Raw genomic sequence first — 24,222 nt, 5'->3', positions numbered from 1 at the left:
TCACGCTTCCTAACAATGCGCTAGAGTAAAGCCAATAATTTCACCCCCACGGTGTCTACTTTCCGGGGGCCGGGCCCAACCGCATCCGCCGCAGAAACACCACCACCAACACCGGCACTGGCACTGGCACCAGTGGGCCCACAACACCCACACCCAAAACCAGACCCGACCCACCCCTGTTCCCACCAAACAACACACCAACCCGCACCCGAAAACGCCCCCGGGCTCGTGAGTAAGAGGGACACCCTCGCTTCACTACCCCCAGTCCTGCCGTATCCATCCGCACTGTGCACCCCTGGCGCGCCGTGGAGAAGGCCTGTCGGAAACGGTTTGGGCGCCAGATTCCTGCATCCAGAGCCCAGCGGGCCATGAACGAAACGTTGGAGGGTTGTGTGAGCTAAAACGCATGCCCTAAACCGGGGTTGACCAGTCATTTCAGGTCTCAGGCGGGCGTAGTCTGGAAGGTGACCCCTTCGAGGAGAGTGCGTCCGCATGTCTCTCCACTGACTTTGATTGGAGTGTTCCGCTTGTCATCCGCGGTCAACAACCCCGCGTCATCTTCCACCCCGTCCGAACCCTCCGGTGCCACCGCGCCCTCGACGGCGACGGACCCCAACACCCCCACAGCTGAAGCTAGCAGCGGTGCCCCGGAGAAACCCCAGAGCTCTGGCCGGGGCAAGCTGATTGCTTTCTTCTTGGCCTTCATTGCCCTCGGTGCGGTGCTGATCATCCCGATCGAGACCATCGACTGGCAGGGCCAGATCGCGCTTGGCCTGCTGGCCTTCGCAGTGATCATGTGGGTCACCGAGGCAGTGTCCTATCCGGTTAGCTCCGTGCTGATCATCAGCTTGATTTCCTTGCTGCTCGGATTCTCACAGGACCCCGAAAACCCGGGTGAGATCGTCGGCACGTCCGCGGCCCTGAAGACAGCGATGGCTGGCTTTTCGTCCTCGGCCGTCGCACTCGTTGCCGCCGCCCTCGCACTGGCCGTGGCGATGCAGGCGACCGGCTTGCACCGCCGCCTCGCCCTGTACGTTCTGCGGTTGGCCGGCGAGAAGACGTCGAACATTGTCATCGGCGCGATCGTCATTTCCATCATTTTGGCGTTCTTCGTGCCGTCTGCAACGGCCCGCGCCGGCGCCGTCGTGCCGATTCTGCTGGGCATGGTCGCGGCTTTCGGGTTGGCCACCAACTCGAAACTGTCGGCGCTGTTGATCATCACAGCGACCCAGGCCGTATCGGTGTGGAACGTGGGCATCAAAACGGCTGCCGCCCAGAACCTCGTTGCCGTCGGATTCATCGAGTCGGAAATGGGCCGGAGCGTGTCGTGGGGTGAATGGTTCCTCTGGGCCGCGCCCTGGTCCGTCCTCATGTCGATCGCGCTCTACTTCATCATGCGCTGGGCGATTAAGCCGGAAACGGAGTCGATTGAGGGCGGGAAGGCGCTCGTCGACAAGCAGCTGGAAGAGATGGGACCGATGTCCGGCGCAGAAAAGCGTCTTACCGCGATCGCGGTAATCCTGTTGCTGTTCTGGGCGACCGAAGGCGTGCTTCACCCCATTGATTCCTCGGTGATCACCATCGTGGCCATCGGCATCATGCTGTTGCCCGGAATTGGCGTCATGGACTGGAAGTACGCTCAGGAGAAGATCAACTGGGGAACGCTCGTCGTCTTCGCTGTCGGTATTTCCTTGGGCATGTTCATGCTGGAGACTGGCGCCGCGACGTGGTTGTCGGAGAAGACCTTCGGCGCCATTGGTTTGCAGAGCATGCCGCTTCTGGCCACCATCGCGCTGGTCTCGCTGTTCAACATCGTGATCCACCTTGGTTTCGCGTCCGCGACCTCGCTGTCGTCGGCGCTCATCCCTGTGTTCATCGCCCTCGCAGCGACATTGGATGTGCCCAACGGCGGATTGGGCTTCGTGGTCATCCAGCAGTTCGTCATCTGCTTCGGCTTCCTGCTGCCGGTCTCCGCCCCGCAGAACATGCTGGCCTACGGTACCGGGGCGTTCACCACCCGCCAGTTCCTCAAGACCGGTATCCCGCTGACAATCGTTGGGTACCTGCTGGTGTTGCTGTTCTCGGCGACGTACTGGAACTGGATCGGGCTGGTCTAAACAACTCGCACCAAACGCGCTAGTCGGCGACGAGCGGCTCCATGGTGAGCTCCGGGTGCTCCTTCTCCACGAAGGCGAGCTTCCACTTGTCGCCGAACAGCGCGATGAGTTCGCCGTCGGTGCGGGTGAAAATCTCCACGCCGCGCTGGCGTCCCAGCTCCGGGGCGGACTCCGCATCGGTGCGCCGCGCCACCGAGTAGGGGATCGGCTCGGTCACGGTCTCAACGTTGTATTCGTTTTCCATGCGGGCCTGCATGACCTCGAACTGCATGGGGCCGACAGCGGCCATGACGGGGGAGGCGTCGCCGCGGGCGTCGTTACGCAGAATCTGCACAACACCCTCGGCGTCGAGCTGCTCCAGCGCCTTACGGAACTGCTTGTATTTGCCCAGCGATGTCGCGCGCAGCGTGCGGAAGTGCTCGGGGGCGAACTGCGGCATCGGCGGGAACTGGACTTTGCGGCCCGTGTAGATCGTGTCGCCCGGCGCCAGGGCGCCTGCGTTGACCAGACCGATGATGTCGCCCGGGAACGCTGTCTCCACAGTGTCGCGGGTGCGGCCGAAGACGGTGAGGGCGTATTTCGTCGAAAAGCTGCGGCCCGACTGCGCGTGCGTGACCTGCATGCCGCGGTCGAACTCGCCGGAGACCACGCGCATGAACGCGAGCGTGTCGCGGTGGTTCTTGTCCATGCCCGCTTGCACCTTGAACACGACGCCGGAGAATTCATCGCCGACCGACCGCGACTCGTCCATTGCGCTTGTCGACGCCTCCACCGCCGCCGGATCCGACTCACGGCCCTCCGGAGCGGGCGCAATGGCGCACAGCGTGTCCAAAATCTGGTGGACGCCGAAGTTGAGCATGGCAGACGCGAAAATGAGCGGCGAGGTCACGCACTGTTCGAACAGGTCCTGATTGTGGACGGCGCCGTCGGCGGCGAGCAACTCGGCTTCCTCGATGGCGGTCTCCCACACGTCGCCTTCCTTGGCGGCTGCGTCGTCCGGGGTGAAGTGCTCTTCCGGGGCGATGGTGGAACCGCCAGCGGTGCGGGTGAAGTGAATGTACTCGTCGGCTTCACCGTCGTCGTTGACGTGGGCGAGGCCGCGGAAGTCGCCTGCCTCGCCGACAGGCCAGTAGAGGGGAGTGGGTTGGAGGTCGATTTCGGTGACGATCTCGTCGACAAGCTCCAGCGGCTCGCGGCCCACGCGGTCCCACTTGTTGATCACCGTGACAATCGGCAACCCGCGGGCTTTGCAGACGCGGAAGAGCTTGAGAGTTTGAGGCTCGAGGCCCTTCGCGGCGTCGATCAGCATGACGGCAGCATCGACGGCAGACAGCACGCGGTAGGTGTCCTCGGAGAAGTCCGCGTGGCCCGGGGTGTCCACGAGGTTGACCACATACGGCTCACCGGTGTGGCCCTCGGGCGCGTATTCGAACTGGAGCGCTGACGATGCGATGGAGATGCCGCGGTCCTTCTCCATCTCCATCCAGTCAGACACCGTGTCCTTGCGGTTGCCCTTGCCGTGCACCGCGCCCGCCTCCGAGATCGCGTGGGCGTGCAGCGCCAGCGCCTCCGTCAACGTCGACTTACCCGCGTCCGGGTGGGCGATGACGGCGAAGGTGCGGCGGCGGGCGGCCTCGGTGACGGTGGAAGCGGTGCTCATGACCTGTAGAGGGTAGTCGCTTGTGCGGTGGGAGAGCGAACCAGCGCAATGCAGCGCAATCAGGGCAGCTTCTCGGCGAAAAGTGCCTGGTCGATCGCGATCCCGACGGCTGCTCCCGCGCCTGCTGCCTGCGAAACCTGGTCGGGGGAGCTGACCACATTGCCCGCTGCCCATCGCCCCGGCTGTGATGTCAGACCGCGTTCTGTGCGGACCCACCCGTTGACGACATCGCAACCAGCTTCGCGCAGCAGCTCGTCGTTCGGTTCGAAACGTGGGCCGGTGAAACAGGATTCGAACACGAAATGGTGGTTAGTCGTGCGAACCACGACGCGATCTCCCTCCGCCGGGCCGACTTCCAGGACAGGCTCGTCGACGAGCTTGATGTCAAGTGCTTCGAAAAAGGTAGTCTCTTGGCTGGGAAGATCGAGACCGTTCGTGAAGAACGTGACGGTCTCCGCCCACTTGGTGAGCAGCTTGGAAATATGGAACGTGAAGCCGGGGTTCTCTCCACCGATGACAGCGAGGTCCGTCCCGTTCACTTCGTACCCGTGACAGTAGGGGCAGTGGAAGACCCGCGTTCCCCACAGCGCGGACAAACCGTACACGTCAGGCAAGACGTCGGTGATTCCGGTAGTGACGAGAACATGCGGGGAATCAATGGCCTTGCTGCTCGCGAGAGTTACGGACCACTTGTCGTGCGACTTTGTCAGGTTCTCAGCGCGGTCTCGAACGATCCTCCCGCCGAACGACTCGAATTCAGCATGACCCTTTTCGAGTAGCTCGACTGGTTTGATCGAGTCCATTCCTAGGATGCCGTGGGCGTGCTCGCTGAACCGGTTGCGCGGCCGCCCTTCGTCGACCAAGCAGACGGACCGATTCGCTCTTGCCAAGTTGATTGCCGCCGCGGTCCCGGCGAAACCTCCGCCGATGATCGTGACATCCATGTCTTAGCCTCCTGGAATTCTATGGACTGGTTCTCGTTGAAGAAACTAGTTGCTCGAGCTCCACCGCGGGAGGCCCTGATGGCCTTCATTAGAGTGGGGCCGAGTTAGGTGACTTGTACGCAAATGAGAGGAGAAGCAATGAAGATCGGCGTCATCGTCGGATCTATCCGTAAAGGCCGCACCGCGGAGAAGGTGGCCGCCTGGGTGCAGGAGCAGGTGGCCGATCGCACCGGCGCGGAGTACCAGCTCATCGACCTCGCCGACTTCGACCTGCCGATGTATGACGGTGCCGGCATGCCGATGCTCATGAACCGCGAGTACGACAACGATGAGGTCACCCGCTGGTCGCAGGCCGTGGATGCCTGCAACGCGTTCATCTTCATCACGCCTGAGTACAACCACTCGGTCCCGGCAGCGCTGAAGAACGCGGTGGATACGCTCGGCCCCGAGTGGGTGGGCAAGCCGATCGGTTTCATCGGCTACGGCGGTGTCGGCGCGATCCGTGCGATCGAGCACTGGCGCCAGATCGCAGCCAACTTCCACATGCACGACATTCGCGAGCAGGTCGGTTTCATCCAGGCGATGGAAATGAAAGACGGTTTCCAACCGATGCCTCATCGCGCCAAGGAGCTCGCCGCGATGTGCGATCGCCTCGAGACGCTCACCGCCCAGCTGAACAAATAACTCAGCTACGCGGGTGGATCTCGTTCTGCGCGCGCTGCACCCCGTGCTTAACGACGATCCCAGCCGCCTCGGCCGCCAACCCCAACTGCTCCATCAGAGCTTTTTCCTCGTCGTCTGAGTCCTGCGGCAGCGAGCTGAGCACCCAGTCCGGCACCGGTGCTCCTTTCGGAGGGCGTCCGATCCCGATCCGAACTCGCACGTAGTCGCGCGTGCCCAGTTCCTCAGTGAGGGACTTCAATCCGTTGTGCCCGTTCTCGTTGCCGCCGAGCTTAATGCGGACTTTGCCGGGTGGGAGGTCGAGCTCGTCGTGAAGCACCACGACATGTTCGGGCGCGATGCCCAGTTCACGGGCCAGCGGAGCGATACCCTCGCCGCTCAAGTTCATGAACGTGGTGGAGCGGGCGTAGGCCACCCCGTCAGCGACGGCGACGGTCACCTTGTGCCCTGCGAGAGGGTCCAAGGTGGCCGCGACCTGGTCGAGGAGGATGTCCTGCGCCATATAGCCGACGTTGTGCTTCGTAGCGTCATACTTCTCGCCGGGGTTACCCAGGCCAACGACGAGCCATTCCGCGTCATTCAGCGCTGGATCAGGGTCGGTTGCGGGCCCGGCGCCAGGAGCCGGCGAGGGACGGAAGAGATTACGCAGGAAATCGAGCACGGATGCCAGTCTATCTATGATGAGGGCCATGATTGAGCAGCTATTGGCAGCCGAGGAGCCCATGGGGTGGGGCCAACGCTGCTGATACTGGGCATCATCCTGACGGTGATTGCTGTGGGCGCCTGCATCGCTGTGGTCTCGAGGAAGAGGGCGGAGCGCGGGTTCGTCGATAAGCATTATGCGCGCGCGGCGAGCTTGATCCCTGAAACGGACGTGCGTGTGCGCGGGTTGCACTCCCCGCTGAGCCCGCCCCACGCTGCGCAAGAGTGGGAAGCTGCGCGCCCGCTTCGAGCAGGAGGGATTACGTGTGGCGACGGAGCAGGTGCTCGCCGCCCACGCGAACGAGCTGTACCTGCAGGGGATCGAACAGGGCGATCTGCGGCTGCGGACGCAGGCAGTGAATGAGTTGGTCACCGAAGCTCGCCAGGTTGGTGCGGACGATCTTGCGCGCGACATCGCCGGCCTGCGGGCAAGCCTGTCAGATTCGAAGGTCTGCACCGAGTACGCCCGCGCAGCAACCGCGCTCGGACCGGTGACGCGGCAGTGGTGCGAACACGAATCCCGCAAACTGATGTCCATGCGCCAGATGGGGCGCAAAGCGGACCCAGATGTCCCGCCACCTGGGATCACAAGCCGGGAGTTCCGCCCCGGATCCGGGCTCGGAGGCTTCGTGCCCATCGGCGCGATCTGGGAGCAGTACTGCGCGGGCATGGGCTCCTACAGCGTGGCGCAGACGGTGAACCTGCACCCGGCAACGACCGGGCGCGTGTACCGCCGCTGGTTGCGCGGGGAGGTGGCACCGTGAGGAGGGTCATGGACCACGCGAAGCTGACTACAGAAACCGACGGTCACGTCCCGCGTGACGACGCTTTCTACCACTGCGCCCTGACCCGCATCGGCGAGACTGACCGCCTTATCCCGCAACTTCGTTCGCCTTTGGCTGCCGGTGCTGGAGAGCAGTGGGAGCGCGCGAAAGCAGACCTCCAACCCCTGCCAGAGCGCAGGCAACCTGGCAAAGGGATAACTCGAGCCATGCGCTCGGCTGAGCAGATCGACCGCATCGCCACGCTGGCAGCTGTGCTCGCCGGCGCCGAGCAAGGCGACGTCGATGCCCGCCTTGCTGTAGCGGACGACCTGCTCGAGGACCTCCGCTTCGCCGCGGCACGGTGCGGGGCATCCTCGCCTGATCGCGTGGTCGCGCGCGACGGGATCTTCGCCATCACGGACCAGCTCCGCGCACTGAAAGGGGAGCTGGAATCGCCGCAATTCGGTGACGAGCTTTTTGTGCTCGGCACCGGCATCAACGGCCCGATCCCCTGAATGTACATGGACGATGTCGACGAGTGGATCCGCTACGACCGCACCCGGAACGCTAACGCTTAGATCGCACAGCTCGGGTTGAAAAGGGCGTGGTAGGGTAGGTTCCATGCCCACCGACCTTCCTGCCCCGTTGCCCCGCGTCGTCGCCGCACCCATGGCCGGCGGCCCGTCCACGCCCGAACTGGTCAATGCCGTCAGTTTCGGGTTCTTGGCCTGGGGCACCTGTTCATTGGAACAGGCGCGGGAAGAGCTGGCCCGCGTCAAGGAGCCGTTCGGCATCAACCTTTTCTACCCGCAGACCGACGAACCAGCTGCAGCGGACCTGGAGCGACTTTCTGCAGAACTCGGTGAACCCGTTCCCTCAGCGGACCTGACCTTCGGCTTCCGCGACAAGCTGCGTCTGGCCATCGAGGATGGTCGTGCCGCCATCGTGTCGTCGACGTTCGGCAGCTTCACTCCTGAGGAAGTCAGCATGCTGCATGACGCCGGGATCCAAGCCTGGGTCACCGTCACCAACGAAGCCGACGCGGTCAAGGCGGCCGAGTACGCCGACGGACTCATCGTGCAAGGCCCCGAAGCTGGTGGACACCGCGCGACGTGGCGGTTGGGTGAGGAGCCGGGGGACCGTAGCGTCGAAAAGCTTCTCGACGGCATCTTCCGCCTCATCAACATCCCCCTCATGGCCGCTGGTGGCGCCCGCGGCCCCGCCGACGTGGAGCGCCTCATCGAGTGGGGCGCGTCATCCGTTGCGTGCGGCAGCGCCTTTTTGCTTGCCGACGAAGCCGGCACCTCCGACACCAACCGCGCCCACCTTCGCGATGCCCGCACCGGCGGAAACAGCAGCGTGTCAACGCGTGCCTTTTCGGGCCGTTACGCCCGCGGCCTCGAGACCGAGTTCACGCGCACCCATCCCGACCTGCCGCCGACGTACCCGCACCTCAACGCCATGCTGAAACCTCGGCGCAACGACCCAGATTACGCCTATTGCCTGGTCGGCGAGCGGCCAGAGAAGTTGCGTGAGGGCCCGGCGGCCGAGATCGAGGCGTACTTGCTCGGAGCCCGTTAGTCAGGTTTAGTCCAGAACTTCCGGTTCGTGATCGGAGTTCTCCACATTGACGGCGTCAGGGGGAGTCGCTATGTCGGAGCCATACCTCAGTTGATCCGCACGGGCGATGATACGGATGCGCTTGTCGACGTACTTGGTCCAGTCCAGCGGTTGCGGCGAGGTGTCATTACCCAGGATTGCCCACAGTGGGCTTTGGGTAGTTTCGATCGCCTCCAGCGACAAGGCCGTCAACTGGTTTCACTGGGTCAAGCTCGATTGCATAGAAAGTAGAAACATTGTCTACGTCGTCCGCGACCTCTTCATGTACTCCTGGGGGAAACATGTCCTTGAAGTGAACCGCCTTGAGCGTTCCTTCCAGCACTTGCTCTCCTGGCGCAAGGTTGAGGTCTTCCCCCGAATCTCCTCCCTCGCCCGGCACGGCCAATGAATCGGGCTCTGGGATCGGTGCTTCAGTGGAGCATCCCGTGACGCCGACACTGAGAATCGCTGCGGTGAGGACCGCGGCGAGCGCCCGCGTTGTCAGGTGGCGGGTGGACTGGTGCATGGAACCGACCTCTCTACGAATGTCACGCCGTTTCCCGGGGGCAGAATACTGCTGAGGGTTTTCCGGAATACTGCTCGGATAAACATACTGGTCAAAAACGTGCGGCGTGGCTTATTCGGGCGAGCAGTATTCCAGCAGCCCGTCGGCCACGTCCGCGAGCACGATCGGAAGCTCCGCGAACTCCTGCTTGCTGAATGGCTTGAGCACGTAATCGGCGGGAGCCTGCCGCCCCGGCGGGCGCCCGATGCCCACCGCGAGACGGTGGTAATCGGAGGTACCCAATGACTTGGTGACGGACTTCAACCCGTTATGGCCGTGGTCCCCGCCGCCGAGACGGAGCTTGAATTGGCCGAAGTCGAGGTCCAGCTCGTCGTAGATGACGTGAATGTCGGCAGGCTTCGTTCCGTAGTAGCTGGCCAGCGCCTTAACGGGGCCGCCGGAGACATTCATGAAGCCACGCGTGCGCGCGAGAGTCGTGCGTCGCGGCATGAGGCGGCCCGCGGCGAGTTCAGCGACCTCAGTGTTGGTCTTCTTGTGCACGCTCAGTTGGGCGGGCATCGGGGTAGCGCGATCCAGAAGCTCGTCGATCACCATCGCCCCCGCATTATGTCTCGTCTGCGCATAGATAGTGCCCGGGTTGCCCAGGCCCACGACCAGAATGGGGGAATCAGTAGCCACGGGAATTAATTCTACGGGCAATACGGATCAACGGGTGGCGGGTAACCCCGGGACATGCCGAGAGTTGCCGGACCAATGCGAAAGGCCGGCTCCCCGGGGTGGGGGAAGCCGGCCTTGGCAAGGGGGGCGTCGATAAGCGACTTACTCGCTTGCGCCCTCGTCGCCCTCGCCGCCGTCGGCGATCTCGACGGTGCCCTCTGCGTCGCCGTCCTCGCCTTCGGTGTCAGCGCCAGCCTCAGCGCCGCCCTCCTCAACATCAGCGGCAGCAGCCTCGAGCTCTTCGTCGACCTGCTCGTAGGTGACGTTGATGACCAAGAACTCCGGATCGGTGAGCAGCTCTGCACCCTCCGGCAGCTGCAGGTCGGAAGCGAAGATCTGGTCGCCGATCTCCTTGCCCTCGATGGACACGATGATCTCGTCCGGAATCTTCAGGGCCTCGACCTCGATCTCGACAACGTCGAGCTCCTGCAGGACCACGGCATCGGCAGCAGCCTCGCCCTCGTAGGTGACCGGGACCTCGACGTTGACCTTCTCGCCGCGCTTCACGCCCAGCAGGTCGACGTGGTCGATGTTGAGGGTCAGAACGTTCTGGTCGATGTTCTTGACCATGGCGAGGTTCTTCTCGCCGTCGATGTCGAGCTCGAGAATGGCGTTGGTGCCGTCGTTACGCACAAGCGCACTAATCTCGAGGATGTCGACGTGGAAGTGCAAGTTGTCCTCGCCAGAGCTGTAGAGAACGCCGGGGACGCGGCCCGCGGCGCGAAGGCGGCGGGAAGCGCCCTTGCCGAACTCTTCGCGCTTCTCGGCCTTAATAACCGGGTTAGCCATGATGGTTACTCCTGTGTGTTCGGGCCACAAAAAATGCGGCCACTGTGATGACGATGTTCGTGTGCTCGTCGAGTGACCGCGCGCTGTTCTGTCGCTTCTGCTCAAGAACAGCGAGTAAGTACGTATTCGAATCGCGTCGATAACGGCTCCCCGTAGGGCGCCCTCGCCGAGACGCAGCAGAGCTTAACAGCCCACCGCAGGCGGGACCAAAACCCCCGTGCCGCGAATAGTGGGCTAACACCCAACGTTGGCGGTGGTAGACCGGAAAGGGAAAGCATCAGCAAACCGCGATTGAGGGAAACCCCGCATGATGTCCAAGATTGATATTGACCAGCTTCTGGAAAAGGTAGAAAAGCGTCTCCTCATCGGCGGCGAGTGGCGCGACGGCTCGGAGGGTGAGACGTTCGAGGTAGAAAACCCGGCCACGGGGGAGACCATTGCAACCATGGCGTCGGCAAGCCGCGAGGACGCGCTCAAAGCGCTCGCAGCGGCTGATAATGCCCGCGCCGAGTGGGAGCACACCACCCCGCGCGAGCGAGCCGAGATCCTGCGCACGGCATACGACCTCATGCACGAGCACAAGGCGGAGTTTGCCACCCTTATGTCCCTGGAGATGGGAAAGACGTACGCCGAGGCTGAAGGTGAGGTCGACTACGGCTCCGATTACCTGCTGTGGTTCTCTGAGGAAGCCAACCACTTCTTCGGCAACACCAACGCATACCCAGCCAAGGGCAACCGGATGCTCACCTTCCGTAAGCCGATTGGTCCCTGCCTGCTGATTACGCCGTGGAACTTCCCGCTGTCGATGGCCACGCGCAAGGTGGCTCCGGCGTTGGCGGCCGGCAACACCGTCGTGGTGAAACCTGCTAGCAAAACCCCGCTGACCATTCAGTACTTTGCGCAGACGATGATGGAAGCTGGCCTGCCCGCCGGCGTGATCAACCTGGTTTCCACCGCGAGCTCGAAGGATGTCTCCGAGCCGATCCTGGCCGACAGCCGCCTGCGCAAGCTTTCCTTCACCGGATCGACTCCCGTGGGCGTGACCTTGCTCAAACTGGCGGCGGAGAACGTCGTGCGCACGTCGATGGAGCTCGGGGGTAACGCGCCCGCCATCGTTTTCGGTGATGCTGACATGGATGTCGCAGTCGAGGGTGTGAAGATGGCCAAGATGCGCAACAACGCAGAGGCTTGCACCGCCGCGAACCGGATCTTCGTTCACGAGTCCGTCGCCGACGAGTTCACCGAGAAGTTCGTTGCCGCGGTCAAGGAGATGAAGGTCGACGACCCGTTTGCGGAAGGCGCTGACATCGGCCCGCTCATTGACGAACAGGCGCAGCAAGACATGCAAGAGCTTGTCGACGACGCTGTCTCCCACGGCGGCGAGATCCTCTGCGGAGGCACGCAACTCGACCGCGACGGCTACTTCTTCGAGCCCACCGTGGTCCGCAGCTGCTCCAAGGAAGCCAAGGTATACCGTGAAGAGATCTTCGGCCCGATCGCGCCGATTTTCACCTTCAAGGATGAGGACGAGTTGTGGGAGCTGGCCAACGACACCGAATACGGCCTGGCTTCCTACGTGTTCTCCCAGAACCCCGACGTGATCTTCCGCGCCTCCGACAACTTGGAGTTCGGCATCGTCGGCTTCAACACCGGCGCAGTGTCCGATGCCTCAATCCCGTTCGGTGGTGTCAAGGCGTCGGGTCTGGGGCGCGAGGGCTCGAAGGAGGGCATGCTCGAGTACACCGAGGTGCAGTTCGTCGGCATGCCAGACCCGTACGCGAATAACTAGAGGGTGTGAGGCTGTACAGTCTCGCGCCGCAGCGCCCCGTGACCACCGGGACGCTCCATGACTGTCGCCGCGATGAACAGGCCGATCGCCCAGACAGCCATGGCGATGAGGCCGACGCGGTAGTCGGGCAGTGCGGCCATGAGCACCAGGACCAGCACGAAGTAGGCTCCGCAGATGTAGTTCGCAGCGGGGAAGAGCGGTGCTGTGAAGCTCGAGCTGCGTCCGCTCTTGCGGAAGTTCAGGTGAGCGAAGTTCACTGCAGCCCAGGTGATCAGCTCGGAACCGACCACGACGGCAAGCAACACAGTGAAGATCTTGCCCTCGAAGAAGTAATTGAGCAGCACGACAGAGCCCATGAGTGCGCAGTTGAACAGCAGCGCACGCAGTGGCAGACCCTTCCTCGTGGTCTGGCCGAAGTACGCGGGGGCTTGACCGTTGAGCGACAGGTCGCGCAGCATGCGGGCACCTGAGTACGTCATGGTGTTGCACACCGAGGCGACCGCGGCGAGGATCACGAGGTTGAGCACATGGGCAGCGCCGTCAACACCGACAAAGCTAAGCACGCGCACGAAGGGGCTTTCCGACGAGTCCTGCCCATCCCACGGCGCCAGCAGCAGGATCACGCTCATGCCGCCGATGTAGAAGACCAAGATGCGCCAGATCACGGAGTTGATGGCCTTCGGGATCGTGTGTTCCGGATTCTCTGTTTCTCCGGCGGCGGTGCCGATGGACATGATGCCGCCGAAGGTGAAGGTGACCGCAACGAGTGAGAAGACCACGCCGGAAGCACCGAAGGGGAAGAAGCCGCCGTGGTCGGTGAGGTTGTGGAACCCGGCGTCGGCGGAGGGGGTGAGCACCAGCACGAAACCCAGAATGATCATCGCGACGAGTGCGATGACTTTCACGAGGGACAGCCAGTATTCGGCTTCGGCGAAGATGCTCACGCGGGCGGCGTTGATGATCAGCACGACCACCAAGGTGACCAGCGCCGTGATCCAGTGGGGGATCTGCGGGAACCAGAAGTCCAGGAACGTGCCCATGGCGGTGAGCTCGATCATGCCCACCACGATCGTGGTGTACCACCAGTTCCAACCCGCGACGAAGCCCGCGCGGGGGCCGATGAAGTCGCGGGCGTACGCAGCAAACGACCCAGAGACAGGGTTGGCCACCGCCATCTCACCCAGCATGCGCATGAGCAGGTAGACGATTGCACCGACGAAGAGGAAGGTGACCAGCACGCCTGGACCGGCGTAACCAATCGATTCCGCGGATCCAAGGAACAGACCGGTGCCGATGGCGGAGCCCAGCGCGATCATCTGCAGCTGGCGGCTTTTCATTGCCCGCTGCAATCCAGCGTCGCGCTGCTGCAGCGAATGCGGTGCATCCGATGTCACGGTCGCGGCAGGCCCAGCGGGCACGGTGGAACTCCCGCCAGCTGACCCGGCGCCGGCGGGATCAATGTGAGGGGCAGGCACCTTAAGCTTGGCCCTCAAACAGCGTGGTCACGGAACCGTTTTCGAAGATCTCGTGGATCGTGCGGGCGAGCAGCGGCGCAATAGACAGCACGGTGAGGTTCTTCCAGCCCTCGGTGGACTGCGGCAGGGTGTCGGTGGTGATGATTTCTTCGGCGCCGCAGTCGTTGAGGCGCTCGCGGGCCGGGTCGGAGAACACGCCGTGGGTGGTGGCGATGACCACCGAGCGGGCGCCAGCGTCCTTGAGCACACCGACAGCCCCGGCGATGGTGCCGCCGGTGTCGATCATGTCGTCGAGAAGCACGCAGTCCTTGCCTTCAACGTCACCGACAACGCGGTTGGCCACGACCTTGTTGGCCGCGTCGATGTCGCGGGTCTTGTGGACGAAGGCCATCGGAGCGTCCCCAAGCGTGTTGGCCCACTTCTCAGCCGTCTTCACACGGCCGGCATCGGGGGAGACCACGGCGAGGTTGTCCATGGAGTACTTGGACTTGATGTAGTCGGTCAGGATCGGCATCGCGTGCATGTGGTCGACCGGGCCGTCGAAGAAGCCCTGGATCTGGTCGGTGTGCAAGTCCACGGAGACGATGCGGTCGGCACCCGCGGCGGTGAGCAGGTCAGCGACCAGGCGGGCCGAAATCGGCTCGCGGCCGCGGTGCTTCTTATCCTGGCGGGCGTAGGGGTAGAACGGCAGGATCGCGGTGATGCGCTTGGCGGAGCCACGCTTGAGCGCGTCAATCATGATCAACTGCTCCATGAGCCACTTGTTCAGCGGCTGCGCGTGGGACTGAATGACAAAGCAGTCCGCGCCGCGGACGGACTCGCCGAAGCGAATGAAGATCTCACCGTTGGCGAAGTCGCGGGCGGTGGTGGGGACCAAGTCGATGCCGAGTTCCCGGGCCACGTTCTCCGCCAGCTCTGGGTGGGCGCGGCCGGAGAAGACCTTGAGGTCCTTGTGGCTTTCGACTTTCTTACCGGTCATGGGTGGTGTCGCCTTTCAGTTAGCTCTCGCGTGCGCGCTGGGCAGCCTCCGCCGCGGCGGTGCCGGGGCGCTTGTCTTCCACCCAGCCCTCGATGTTGCGCTGGCGACCTTCCTTGATGGCCAGGGCGCCTGCGGGCACATCCTTAATGACTACTGTACCTGCGCCTGTATACGCGCCATCACCGACGGTCACCGGAGCGACGAACATGGTGTCGGAGCCGGTGCGGCAGTGGTCGCCGATGGTGGTGCGGTGCTTGTTCACGCCGTCGTAGTTGACGAAGACACTGGACGCGCCGATGTTGGACTCCACGCCGACGGTCGCGTCGCCGATGTAGGTCAGGTGAGGCACCTTTGACCCTTCACCGATCGTGGCGTTCTTGGATTCCACGAAGGCACCGAGCTTGCCGCGCGCGCCCAGTTCTGTACCCGGCCGGATGTAGGTGAACGGGCCGACAGTAGCGTCGTCGCCGATGACGCTGAGTTCGCCGTGGGTGCGCACCACCGACGCCCGCGCACCGACTTCCATGTCGGTCAGGGTGGTGTCAGGGCCGATCACGGCACCGTCGCCAATCTTCGTCGAGCCCCACAGTTGCGTATTCGGGTGAATGGTCACGTCTTGGCCGACTTCCACGTCGACGCCGATCCACGTGGTGGCCGGGTCGATCACGGTCGCGCCAGCACGCATCGCGCGTTCAACCAAGCGGCGGTTGAGTTCCTTGCCGGCCTCGGCGAGTTGCACGCGGTCGTTCACGCCGGCCAGTTCGCGCGCGTCGGGGGCGATGTGGGCGGCGACTTTGCGGCCGTCGTTACGCGCGATGCCCAGTACGTCTGTGATGTAGAGCTCGCCCTGGGCGTTGTCGGAGGTGATGCGTGTCAGAGCGTCGCGAAGCACGGCGCCATCGAAGGCGAAGACACCGGAGTTGACCTCGCGCACGCGGCGCTGCTCGTCGTTCGCGTCCTTCTCTTCGACAATTTCTTGCACCTGCCCGGCAGAATCGCGGATGATGCGTCCGTACCCGGTGGGGTTGTCGAACTCGAGGGAGAGCACCGTCACCGCGGCCTCTTCGCGTTCATGCTTATCGATGAGCCCCTCAATCGTCTCCGGCGTCAACAGGGGCACATCACCGTTCGTGACCACAACCGTGCCGGTGAACTCGGGGATCGCGGTCAGACCAATCTGCACGGCGTGGCCGGTGCCGTTTTGCTCCTCCTGCACGGCCTGGAGGATCTGGATGCGCATTTCCTCTGCCACCGCGTCGACAGCAGGGGAGACCTGGTCGCGCTGGTGTCCCACCACCGCCACGACATGCGCCGGGTGGATCGCCGCCGCCGCGTGCAGCGAGTGCGACAACAGGCTGCGGCCGCCAATCTCGTGCAGAGTCTTCTGCTTGGTCGACTTCATGCGGGTTCCGGCGCCGGCAGCGAGGACGACAACGGCGCGGGGCTGGTTCGCAGTGTTCGCAGTGTTCGCAGTGTTCACAGCGGGCACAAAAGCTCCTTCTTCAGTGATGGGGAGTCGTGGGCAGTTCGCCCCCACTTTACGCACTGCCATTTAGGAGGCGGAGACTTCCTTCAAGTTCCTCGCTCCGAACACTCCGCACACACCCAGCACAGCCAGGAAGAGCAGCACGGCCTGGGTGCCGAGGACCGCGATGACCGAGTTCACCGCGCCGACGACAAGCAGCATGATGCCCATCACCGTGTTGGAGGCACCCGTGATCAGCGTGCGGCGGTCGCCGTCCGCCATGTCCACGAGGTAGGTCTTTCGGCTCACTCGCACGGTGGTGTGCGCTAGGTTCACCGCGAAGAATCCGAGCGGCATCACCCACGCGTTCACGCTTTCCGGTGCCAGGCGTGCGCTGAGCACCAGCAGCACCAGCACGACAGAGGCAGTTGCGGCGGCCCACGCCATTGTGCTTTTCGACGACTTATCCGACCACCACCCCGACACCCGTCCTCCCAGCAGAGCAGCCCCGCCGGAAGCGATGATGAACGCACCGAGACCTGCGAGATCGGTACCTTGCTCTTGGGCCAGCACCACGATGAATGGGGTGGACAGTGCGGTCACTAGCATCAACGAGCGCACCAGGAGGAACTTCTGCAGGTCGCGGTCGGTTCTGACCAGCTCCCACATGTGCCCGAAACCGTGTGCCGTCGCGTTGTTCTCGGTTTCGTATTCCGGTTCTCTAACGCCCGCGAAAACGAGCGCAGCGAGCGCCCAGGTCGAGGCACCCAGGGCAAGCAGCGCGGCCATGACCCACTGCGGCAGGTCGTTCGGCAAGAAGAACAGAATCAGGCCGACTGCCAAGGTGAAGCCGCCGCCCAGAGCAGTCGCCCGGCCCGTGATCATTCCGCGGTGACCCTTGGAAATGGTCCGTCCTTGGACGTCTTTGCCGGCAATGGAGCACATGGCTCGGAACAACGCGAGACCGGCAAGCAGGATGAGGACGGAGATGCCGAGGGCGGTGCCGTCGAAAAGCAATGCGGATACAGCGATGAGCGCGGCGCAGATTGCTTGGCCCACGGACCCTAAGATCCATACGCCTTTGCGCGAGCTCTTGGATGTCACCCACGGCCCCAGTGCGAACTGCGGCAGCATCGAGCCCGACTCGCGGATCGGCACGAGGAAGGAGGTGAACGCCGCCGGTACACCGGCGGAGGTGAACAGCCACGTCAATACGGTTTTGGGGGCGACGATCTGGTCGCCGATGTTCTGGAACCCGTTGGACCAGATGAAGCGGCGGGCGTTGTGCTCCTCGTGGGGGAGGCTCGTGCCGCCCGATTCGTTCTCGTCTGCGGTCATAACGGAAATAGTAGGCTGGGCAGGAACGCGTGGAAAGCAAGTGTGGGCTAAGAAAGGCTCGCTTGATCTGCGTCCTTGATCAGCGTCGATCGACTTCCTGGGAGGCTATGTGGGCACTATCAGCAGGCGGACGTTCTTCAAAGGCATGATTCTGGCCAGTGCCGCCGCGCTGACAGCCTGCGCTGGCCCCGGTGGTGTGCGCCGCGGCCAACCAACGCCTGCTGGTGCTGACGCGGACCCGCGTCCACTGCCGATTCCGCCGCTGTACGAAGGCGAGTTGGACGGCACGGACGGCACGACCCGCCGCTTCGAGCTCACTGCGCAGGAAGGCGAATACGAGATAGTGCCCGGCCACACCACGAAGACCTGGGGGTTCAACGGGGCGTGGTTGGGGCCGACGCTACTCATGCGCCGCGGCGAGCACATCGAGATGACCGTGCGCAACGAGGTGCCAGAACCCACCGTCGTGCACTGGCACGGCCTGCACCTCCCGGCCGCAGCCGATGGTGGTCCCGCCTTAATGTTTCCGCCGGGGGAGTCATGGACACCGAGCTGGGATGTCGACCAACCTGCCGCGACGTGCTGGTACCACCCGCACCCGCACGAGACTTCCGCGCTGCACGCCTACCGCGGGCTCGCCGGCGCGATCATCGTCGCCGACGAAGGGCCGGAGACGATTGACTTCCCGTCCGACTACGGTGTCGACGACATCCCGGTGATCATCACCGACGCGAAGTTCACCGCGGACTTCCAACTCGACGAGACCATCGACCCCACCTACGGCTTGCTCGGCGACACCCCGTTGGTCAACGGCATCACGCGCCCGCGGTTTGAGGCGTCCAAGCGGGTACTGCGCCTGCGGCTCGTCAACGGCGCGACGATGCGCTTCCATCACCTTGAACTCGGCGTGCCGTTCCAGGTCATCGCCACTGACCAGGGGGTACTCAGCGGCCCCGCGCTTGTCGACGGCATCCTGCTCAGCCCCGGCGAACGCGCCGAGATCCTCGTCTACCTCGAACCCGGCAAGGACCTCACGCTGTGCAGCACGGGCGTGCCCGACGGCGGGGGCCTGCCCCGCGAAGAAGCCGCCAACGGATTCGGCCTCCGCGACACTTTCGACCTGCTGGAGATCGCGGTGCCGGAAACCTTGGAGGGCTCCGGCGAGGGCGAAGAGGGAAAGCTGGTCTGGGACATTCATAGCGAAGAACCTTCCGCTGAAGGGGTGCCGGAACGTGAGTGGCGGCTCAACGGCTTCCAGATCAACGAGCAATCCATGGACATGGCGCGTGTTGATGCCGTGATTGACCACTCCGGCCCCGAACTGTGGCACGTGATCAACGAGAACGCAGATTGGCCCCACAACTTCCACATCCACAACGCCCGGTTCAGGGTTCACGACATCCAGGACGGAGAGATCGCCTTCCGGGACGGCTGGCACGACACCATCACTATCCCACCGAGATCGCGGGTGTCTTTACTTGTCGTGTTCGGCCAGTATCCCGACCCCACCTTGGCCTACATGTTCCACTGTCACATGCTCTTCCACGAGGATGAGGGCATGATGGGGCAGTTCGTCATCGTGGAACCGGGGCAACAGCCGGCACTAGACCATCCCAACCACTAGGCCTAGCGCCGGCAAGCAAAGAACTAGAGCTTGCTTAAGGCGTAATCGATCTCCTCGTCAGTGAACCCAGCTGCGATGGAAAGGTAACTTCTTAGTTCTTCATCGCTGGTGTCTTGAATGTCTCGTAATTCTTTAGCAGCTTCCAGCGCTTCTTCGTTCCAATCGACGTCGACGTTATCGAGTGCGTAATCGATAGCTTCTTGGGTGTAGCCGTGTCCGTACGTCGTGTTGCCGAGAAGCGACTTCAAGTTGCGCTTGGAAACGCCGCCTACATCAACGTACATCTGCGCGGCTTCGAGGGCGTCTTCGTTGCTGCCAGCGCCACTGGCGGCACCAGTGCTTGCTTGAGAGCTCGGTGCCGTAGACGGCTCTGTTTCTTTTCCGGTCGCACCGCCTACACCGGGCGCGATGGCGCTCGTCGGTGCTGACGTTGCTGACGCTGACGAGTCTGCGTCGTCTCCGCCGGTGAGCAAGAGCACAGCGGCGAGAAGCCCGAGTGCTGCCAGCAGCCCAATGACCGCGATCGCGGTGATCAACCCGTTGTTACTTTTCTTCGTCCCCCCTTGCGTGTACGGGTTGGATGCCCCGGGACGGCCTTGATATCCAGGCATCTGCTGGCCCTGCTGGTACCCGAAACCAGGCCCGTTGGGCCCGGCGGCAAAGTTCTGCTCCGAACCCTGGTGCGGCTGCTGGGCGCCTTGGAACGGATACTGCTGCACCGGTTGAGTGAACTGCCCGCCTTGGTAGGGCCCGCCCTGATTGACCTGCCGGTGGTAGGAACTTTGGGGCTGACCAGTGTTACCGGGGTGTGCTGGTTGCCCGGGTTGGGCGTGTCCTTGCTGCTGGGACAGGTACGGGTTTGGGCGAGGTGAGGTGCCTCCGCGCTGGTTGGAGTCGTTGTTCGGGCCGGGATAAGCGGTGTTCATGACAGGAATGACCTTTCGGGGAAGTTGACGGCACTCATCTTCCTGTTAGATGGGATCAGGAGCGCCCCGGGTTACAAGACATTGTGACAAAGTCGGCTTGTGCGCATACTCACTCGGCGTCAGGTCCGGTTTGAGCCAGACCATCTTCACCGTCGGTGGCTGCGTGCCTTGTCCCACATTGAACGGTTCTACGCCTTCCATACTGGGCTTTTGGCTGAAAGCGTTGCCCTCGCCGCTGCAGTGCACCGAGGCGAGGAGAGCAACGAAGGCTTATTAGGGGCAGGAGCGGGGATGCGGTATGCTCTTGATCGTCTTTCCCCATGGTGTAATTGGCAACACTACGGTTTTTGGTACCGTCATTCTAGGTTCGAGTCCTGGTGGGGAAGCTTTTTTATTGCCTGCCCAACACCCCAAGCGCTTCGCAGAAAGATTCCATGGCCAACCACACCGAAGACCTTCCCATGCTCGCCGGAGTGCTCACGCAGGCCGCGGGCGACCCGAAGCTGACGGGCTTGCGCGCACGCGTGGGGGATCCCGCGCTCCACGTCACCGGCATCGACCAAGTGCGTCCGTGGGCTGCGGCGGCGCTCTCACGTGAGGTGCCGGTCCTGCTCATTACCGCCACCGGGCATGAGGCAGAGGATCTCGCGGCGGAGATCGCGGCGCTCATCGGCCAGGAGCAGGTCGCTTTGATGCCGGCGCTGGAGACCTTGCCGCACGAGCGCCTTTCGCCTGCGGCGGATGTCATCGGTGCGCGCAACAAGGTGGTGCACAACATCGCATCCACGCGTGTGGTCGTGGCGTCGGCGCGCGCGGCCTGCCAGCCGGTGCTGCCGCCGGTGGCCCCGGTCACGGTGAAGCTCGGCGAAGAATACGACTTCAGCGAGCTCACTGAAACCCTGGTCCGCTTCGCCTACGAGCACGTGGACATGGTGGCCAAGCGCGGTGAGTTTGCCACCCGGGGCGGGATCATCGACGTGTTTCCCACCACCGCCGAGCACCCCGTTCGCATCGAGTTCTGGGGTGATGAGGCCACTGATCTGCGCACGTTCGCGGTGGCAGATCAGCGCACCATCGATGATGTCGCTTCCGTCGAGATGCACCCCGCGCGCCAGTTGCTTATCGACGATTCCGTCCGCACCCGCGCCCAAGCCCTTTCCACCGCGCACAGCGGCAACCCGACATTGGCCCAGTTGCTGGAGCGCGTATCGGAAGGGACATACGTCGACGGCATGGAGGCGATCGTTCCCGCCCTGACGGATGCGAGCTTTTCCGTGCTGCCGGAGCTCATGCCGGCCGGCTCGATCGTACTGGTGACCTCCCCGGAGAAGGTGCGCGCCCGCATTGCTGACCTGCAAGCGACCGACCAAGAGTTCCTCGAAGCGGGCTGGGAGGCCGCCGCCATGGGAGCAGAGGGCCCTGTCGCCGCGGAAGGACTCGACGTGTCGGCCAGCTCCTACCGCTCCTTCGAATCACTCGAGGTCTCGGCGCTCGACGCGGACAACGCCTGGTGGACGTTCGCCCCGCCCGGCATGTTCGCCGCTGATGATGAGGCCACCTTGCCGCTCGAGTACGAGCCCGCCCCCGCACCAAAGGGCGACCCGAAGCAGATCGAGGCGCTGTACGGCCAGGTGAAGCTGCACCTGCAGGGCGGCGGCCGCGCTGCGTTCGTCGCACCAGCCAAGGGCACGATCGAGCGTATGGCGCAGCGGCTGCGTGAAAACGGTGTCTCCGCGCGCATTGCTACCCCGGGCCTGGAGCCGGTCGATGGCCAGGTGACTCTCTATCAGGCTCTGTCCCATGCCGGCCTGAGCTTCCCCGGCCCGGGGCTGGTCGTTTTCACTGAGACCGACGTGACCGGCAACCGTGTCGGCGACATCGCCGGGGCCAAACGTCGCGCTCCGCGCCGCCGCAACCGCGTCGACCCGCTCGCGCTCAAGCCGGGGGACTACGTTGTCCATGACACGCACGGCATTGGCCGCTTTGTGAAGATGGCTGAGCGCACGATCGGCACCGGCTCTGACGCTGCCCGGCGCGAGTTCATCGTGCTCGAGTACCAGCCCGCCAAGCGCGGCCAACCAGCGGACATGCTGTGGGTTCCAATGGATTCCTTGGACCTGCTGAGCAAGTACTCGGGCGGGGAGCAGCCGTCGTTAAGCAAAATGGGCGGCTCCGACTGGAAGAACACGAAGCGCAAAGCTCGCGCCGCGGTGCGTGAAATCGCCGGTGAACTTGTGGAGCTCTACGCCAAGCGCGCGTCCGCGCCGGGGCACGCGTTCGCGGCGGATTCGCCCTGGCAGATGGAGATGGAGGACAACTTCCCCTTCGTCGAAACCGAAGACCAGATGGCTGCGATTGAAGCCGTGAAGTCCGACATGGAAAAGCCCACGCCAATGGACCGCGTCATTGTCGGTGACGTTGGCTTCGGCAAGACCGAGGTCGCGGTGCGCGCCGCGTTCAAGGCGGTGCAGGACGGCAAGCAGGTCGCCGTGCTCGTGCCCACCACACTGCTCGCCCAGCAGCACTACTCGACGTTTTCTCAGCGCATGGACGGGTTCGGGGTGGAGATTCGCGAGCTGTCGCGCTTCACCACGGCCGCGGACGCGAAGAAGATAAGCGCCGGGCTTGCCGACGGCTCCGTCGACATCGTCATTGGCACCCACCGGCTGCTGCAGACGGGTGTGCAGTGGAAGAACCTGGGGCTCATCGTCGTCGATGAGGAGCAGCGCTTTGGTGTCGAGCACAAGGAGCACATCAAGGCCCTGAAATCGCATGTCGACGTGCTCACCATGACCGCGACGCCGATCCCGCGCACCCTGGAGATGTCCCTGACCGGCATCCGCGAGATGACCTCGATCACGACCCCGCCGGAGGACCGCCACCCGGTGCTCACGTACGTCGGCCCGCAGGAGGACAAGCAGGTCGCCGCCGCGATCCGCCGTGAGCTGCTGCGCGACGGCCAGGTGTTCTACATCCACAACAAGGTCGCCGACATTGAGAAAACCGCCCGCCACCTGCGCACCCTTGTACCGGAGGCGCGCATCGTCGTCGCCCACGGCCAGATGAGTGAGCAGGTGCTCGAACAGACCGTGCAAGGGTTTTGGGGCCGCGAATTCGACGTGCTCGTGTGCACGACGATCGTGGAAACTGGCTTGGACATTGCCAACGCCAACACGCTGATCGTCGAAAACGCCCAGAACATGGGTCTGTCGCAGCTCCACCAGCTGCGTGGCCGCGTCGGCCGTTCCCGCGAGCGCGGCTATGCCTACTTCCTGTACCCCAAGGACAAGGTGCTCACCGAGACGTCCTACGACCGCTTGGCCACCATCGCCCAGAACAACGACTTGGGCGCCGGCATGGCTGTCGCGCAAAAGGACCTGGAGATGCGCGGCGCCGGCAACGTGCTCGGTGCGGAGCAGTCCGGACACATCGCTGGTGTCGGCTTCGACATGTACGTCCGCCTCGTCGGTGAGGCAGTGGAGACATTCAAGTCCCTCATGCAGGGCGAAGTTGTCGACGCCACCGACCACGGCCCCAAGGAAATCCGCATCGACCTGCCTGTTGACGCTCACATTCCGGAGACCTATATCAACTCCGAGCGCCTACGCTTAGAGAGCTACCGCAAGCTCGCCGCCGCCCGCGACGAGGACGAGCTGACAACGGTCGCCGACGAACTTGTCGACCGTTTCGGCGATCTTCCCGCCGAGGTCCAGCGTCTCTTCGCGGTGGCACGCGTGCGCCATCAGGCCCGCAAGGCCGGGGTTGCTGACATCACCATGCAGGGCACCCGCCTGAAGTTCCACCCGGTGGACATGGCCGACTCGAAACAGATCCGGTTGAAGCGGCTCTACCCGGGCTCGAATTACCGTGCCGCAGCGAAGGCCGTCCAGGTGCCTTTCCCGCGCGAAGGCGGGGCGAAGAAGGCGCTCAACGCACCCAACCTGCGCGACGAAGAACTGCTCCAGTGGGTCGCCGACTTCCTGTCTGAGATGTTCGATGTGGACCCGGTGTCCGTGTCGGGGTCCACGGCAGTGGGGGATGGTGCTGCGGACGGCGCAGCCGGGAACGGCGATAAGCGGAAGAAGCGTGTGTTCTCGGTGAGCGAGTAGCCGACTGAACGGGCCAGT

The 24,222-nt window shown here is 63.6% G+C and carries 19 protein-coding genes; 8 read left to right on the top strand and 11 right to left on the bottom strand.

The window, feature by feature from the left end; genetic code table 11:
- Positions 1-527: 527 nt before the first annotated feature.
- A complete protein-coding gene (locus KBX18_RS09175) occupies positions 528-2,117 on the top strand; it encodes a DASS family sodium-coupled anion symporter (RefSeq protein ID WP_255995750.1) in 1,590 nt (529 codons plus the stop codon).
- Between the two features lie 19 nt (positions 2,118-2,136).
- Here KBX18_RS09175 and KBX18_RS09170 read toward each other — a convergent pair whose 3' ends face one another.
- A complete protein-coding gene (locus KBX18_RS09170; RefSeq protein ID WP_255995749.1) occupies positions 2,137-3,777 on the bottom strand; it encodes a peptide chain release factor 3 in 1,641 nt (546 codons plus the stop codon).
- Between the two features lie 59 nt (positions 3,778-3,836).
- Entirely contained in the window at positions 3,837-4,721 is an 885-nt protein-coding gene (locus KBX18_RS09165) for an NAD(P)/FAD-dependent oxidoreductase (RefSeq protein WP_255995748.1), read from the bottom strand.
- 138 nt (positions 4,722-4,859) lie between these two features.
- Between KBX18_RS09165 and KBX18_RS09160 the strand changes: the two genes are divergently transcribed.
- A complete protein-coding gene (locus tag KBX18_RS09160) occupies positions 4,860-5,405 on the top strand; it encodes an NADPH-dependent FMN reductase (protein WP_255995746.1) in 546 nt (181 codons plus the stop codon).
- A 1-nt stretch (position 5,406) separates the two neighbouring features.
- Here the strand turns inward: KBX18_RS09160 and pth (KBX18_RS09155) are convergent, their stop codons facing one another.
- Positions 5,407-6,072, bottom strand: a complete 666-nt coding sequence (gene pth, locus KBX18_RS09155) for an aminoacyl-tRNA hydrolase (protein ID WP_255995754.1) — start codon at positions 6,070-6,072, stop codon at positions 5,407-5,409.
- Between the two features lie 298 nt (positions 6,073-6,370).
- On the opposite strand from pth (KBX18_RS09155), the gene KBX18_RS09150 reads away from it, so the two are divergent.
- The 3 genes from KBX18_RS09150 (at position 6,371) to KBX18_RS09140 (ending at position 8,449) form a co-directional block, all read left to right on the top strand.
- On the top strand, positions 6,371-6,868 hold the full coding sequence (locus KBX18_RS09150) for a hypothetical protein (protein WP_255995745.1): 498 nt from the start codon (positions 6,371-6,373) through the stop codon (positions 6,866-6,868).
- Positions 6,869-6,876: 8 nt separating this feature from the next.
- Entirely contained in the window at positions 6,877-7,383 is a 507-nt protein-coding gene (locus tag KBX18_RS09145; protein WP_255995744.1) for a hypothetical protein, read from the top strand.
- Between the two features lie 106 nt (positions 7,384-7,489).
- A complete protein-coding gene (locus KBX18_RS09140) occupies positions 7,490-8,449 on the top strand; it encodes a nitronate monooxygenase (RefSeq protein ID WP_255995743.1) in 960 nt (319 codons plus the stop codon).
- 166 nt (positions 8,450-8,615) lie between these two features.
- Here KBX18_RS09140 and KBX18_RS09135 read toward each other — a convergent pair whose 3' ends face one another.
- The 3 genes from KBX18_RS09135 to KBX18_RS09125 form a co-directional block, all read right to left on the bottom strand.
- Positions 8,616-8,993, bottom strand: coding sequence for a hypothetical protein (locus tag KBX18_RS09135; RefSeq protein WP_255995742.1), 378 nt, complete (start codon positions 8,991-8,993; stop codon positions 8,616-8,618).
- A 111-nt stretch (positions 8,994-9,104) separates the two neighbouring features.
- Complete coding sequence (gene pth, locus KBX18_RS09130; RefSeq protein ID WP_255995741.1) at positions 9,105-9,671, bottom strand: aminoacyl-tRNA hydrolase; 567 nt, start codon at positions 9,669-9,671, stop codon at positions 9,105-9,107.
- 141 nt (positions 9,672-9,812) lie between these two features.
- Entirely contained in the window at positions 9,813-10,499 is a 687-nt protein-coding gene (locus KBX18_RS09125) for a 50S ribosomal protein L25/general stress protein Ctc (protein WP_255995740.1), read from the bottom strand.
- A gap of 307 nt (positions 10,500-10,806) precedes the next feature.
- On the opposite strand from KBX18_RS09125, the gene KBX18_RS09120 reads away from it, so the two are divergent.
- Positions 10,807-12,288, top strand: a complete 1,482-nt coding sequence (locus KBX18_RS09120; RefSeq protein ID WP_255995739.1) for an NAD-dependent succinate-semialdehyde dehydrogenase — start codon at positions 10,807-10,809, stop codon at positions 12,286-12,288.
- Here the strand turns inward: KBX18_RS09120 and KBX18_RS09115 are convergent.
- From KBX18_RS09115 to KBX18_RS09100, 4 genes are all read right to left on the bottom strand, one after another.
- Entirely contained in the window at positions 12,285-13,763 is a 1,479-nt protein-coding gene (locus tag KBX18_RS09115) for an amino acid permease (RefSeq protein WP_232210306.1), read from the bottom strand. The genes KBX18_RS09120 and KBX18_RS09115 overlap by 4 nt on opposite strands.
- 1 nt (position 13,764) lies before the next feature.
- A complete protein-coding gene (locus tag KBX18_RS09110; protein ID WP_005291171.1) occupies positions 13,765-14,742 on the bottom strand; it encodes a ribose-phosphate diphosphokinase in 978 nt (325 codons plus the stop codon).
- A gap of 19 nt (positions 14,743-14,761) precedes the next feature.
- A complete protein-coding gene (gene glmU, locus KBX18_RS09105) occupies positions 14,762-16,222 on the bottom strand; it encodes a bifunctional UDP-N-acetylglucosamine diphosphorylase/glucosamine-1-phosphate N-acetyltransferase GlmU (protein ID WP_370687242.1) in 1,461 nt (486 codons plus the stop codon).
- 72 nt (positions 16,223-16,294) lie between these two features.
- Positions 16,295-17,545 (bottom strand): MFS transporter, encoded by a 1,251-nt coding sequence (locus KBX18_RS09100; protein ID WP_255995737.1) that lies wholly within the window; start codon positions 17,543-17,545, stop codon positions 16,295-16,297.
- A 109-nt stretch (positions 17,546-17,654) separates the two neighbouring features.
- On the opposite strand from KBX18_RS09100, the gene KBX18_RS09095 reads away from it, so the two are divergent.
- Positions 17,655-19,169, top strand: coding sequence for a multicopper oxidase domain-containing protein (locus KBX18_RS09095; protein WP_255995736.1), 1,515 nt, complete (start codon positions 17,655-17,657; stop codon positions 19,167-19,169).
- A 23-nt stretch (positions 19,170-19,192) separates the two neighbouring features.
- Here KBX18_RS09095 and KBX18_RS09090 read toward each other — a convergent pair whose 3' ends face one another.
- A complete protein-coding gene (locus KBX18_RS09090) occupies positions 19,193-20,095 on the bottom strand; it encodes an Ltp family lipoprotein (protein ID WP_255995735.1) in 903 nt (300 codons plus the stop codon).
- 434 nt (positions 20,096-20,529) lie between these two features.
- On the opposite strand from KBX18_RS09090, the gene mfd reads away from it, so the two are divergent.
- Positions 20,530-24,204, top strand: a complete 3,675-nt coding sequence (gene mfd, locus KBX18_RS09085; protein ID WP_255995734.1) for a transcription-repair coupling factor — start codon at positions 20,530-20,532, stop codon at positions 24,202-24,204.
- Positions 24,205-24,222: the final 18 nt, after the last annotated feature.

Origin of the sequence: Corynebacterium sp. CCUG 69979, from assembly GCF_024454095.1 — a bacterium.
Taxonomy (GTDB): domain Bacteria; phylum Actinomycetota; class Actinomycetes; order Mycobacteriales; family Mycobacteriaceae; genus Corynebacterium; species Corynebacterium genitalium.
The sequence above is the reverse complement of the archived record's forward strand: the minus strand, read 5'-3'. Positions and strand labels throughout refer to the sequence as shown.

What these genes read in the sequence shown, in the direction of transcription:
- mfd (WP_255995734.1), top strand. Translation starts at nt 20,530, where the DNA reads ATGGCCAACCACACCGAAGACCTTCCCATGCTCGCCGGAGTGCTCACG.
- KBX18_RS09160 (WP_255995746.1), top strand. Translation starts at nt 4,860, where the DNA reads ATGAAGATCGGCGTCATCGTCGGATCTATCCGTAAAGGCCGCACCGCG.
- KBX18_RS09140 (WP_255995743.1), top strand. Translation starts at nt 7,490, where the DNA reads ATGCCCACCGACCTTCCTGCCCCGTTGCCCCGCGTCGTCGCCGCACCC.
- KBX18_RS09135 (WP_255995742.1), bottom strand. Translation starts at nt 8,993, where the DNA reads ATGCACCAGTCCACCCGCCACCTGACAACGCGGGCGCTCGCCGCGGTC.
- KBX18_RS09120 (WP_255995739.1), top strand. Translation starts at nt 10,807, where the DNA reads ATGATGTCCAAGATTGATATTGACCAGCTTCTGGAAAAGGTAGAAAAG.
- KBX18_RS09100 (WP_255995737.1), bottom strand. Translation starts at nt 17,545, where the DNA reads ATGACCGCAGACGAGAACGAATCGGGCGGCACGAGCCTCCCCCACGAG.
- KBX18_RS09125 (WP_255995740.1), bottom strand. Translation starts at nt 10,499, where the DNA reads ATGGCTAACCCGGTTATTAAGGCCGAGAAGCGCGAAGAGTTCGGCAAG.
- KBX18_RS09090 (WP_255995735.1), bottom strand. Translation starts at nt 20,095, where the DNA reads ATGAACACCGCTTATCCCGGCCCGAACAACGACTCCAACCAGCGCGGA.
- KBX18_RS09110 (WP_005291171.1), bottom strand. Translation starts at nt 14,742, where the DNA reads ATGACCGGTAAGAAAGTCGAAAGCCACAAGGACCTCAAGGTCTTCTCC.
- KBX18_RS09145 (WP_255995744.1), top strand. Translation starts at nt 6,877, where the DNA reads ATGGACCACGCGAAGCTGACTACAGAAACCGACGGTCACGTCCCGCGT.
- KBX18_RS09165 (WP_255995748.1), bottom strand. Translation starts at nt 4,721, where the DNA reads ATGGATGTCACGATCATCGGCGGAGGTTTCGCCGGGACCGCGGCGGCA.
- KBX18_RS09170 (WP_255995749.1), bottom strand. Translation starts at nt 3,777, where the DNA reads ATGAGCACCGCTTCCACCGTCACCGAGGCCGCCCGCCGCCGCACCTTC.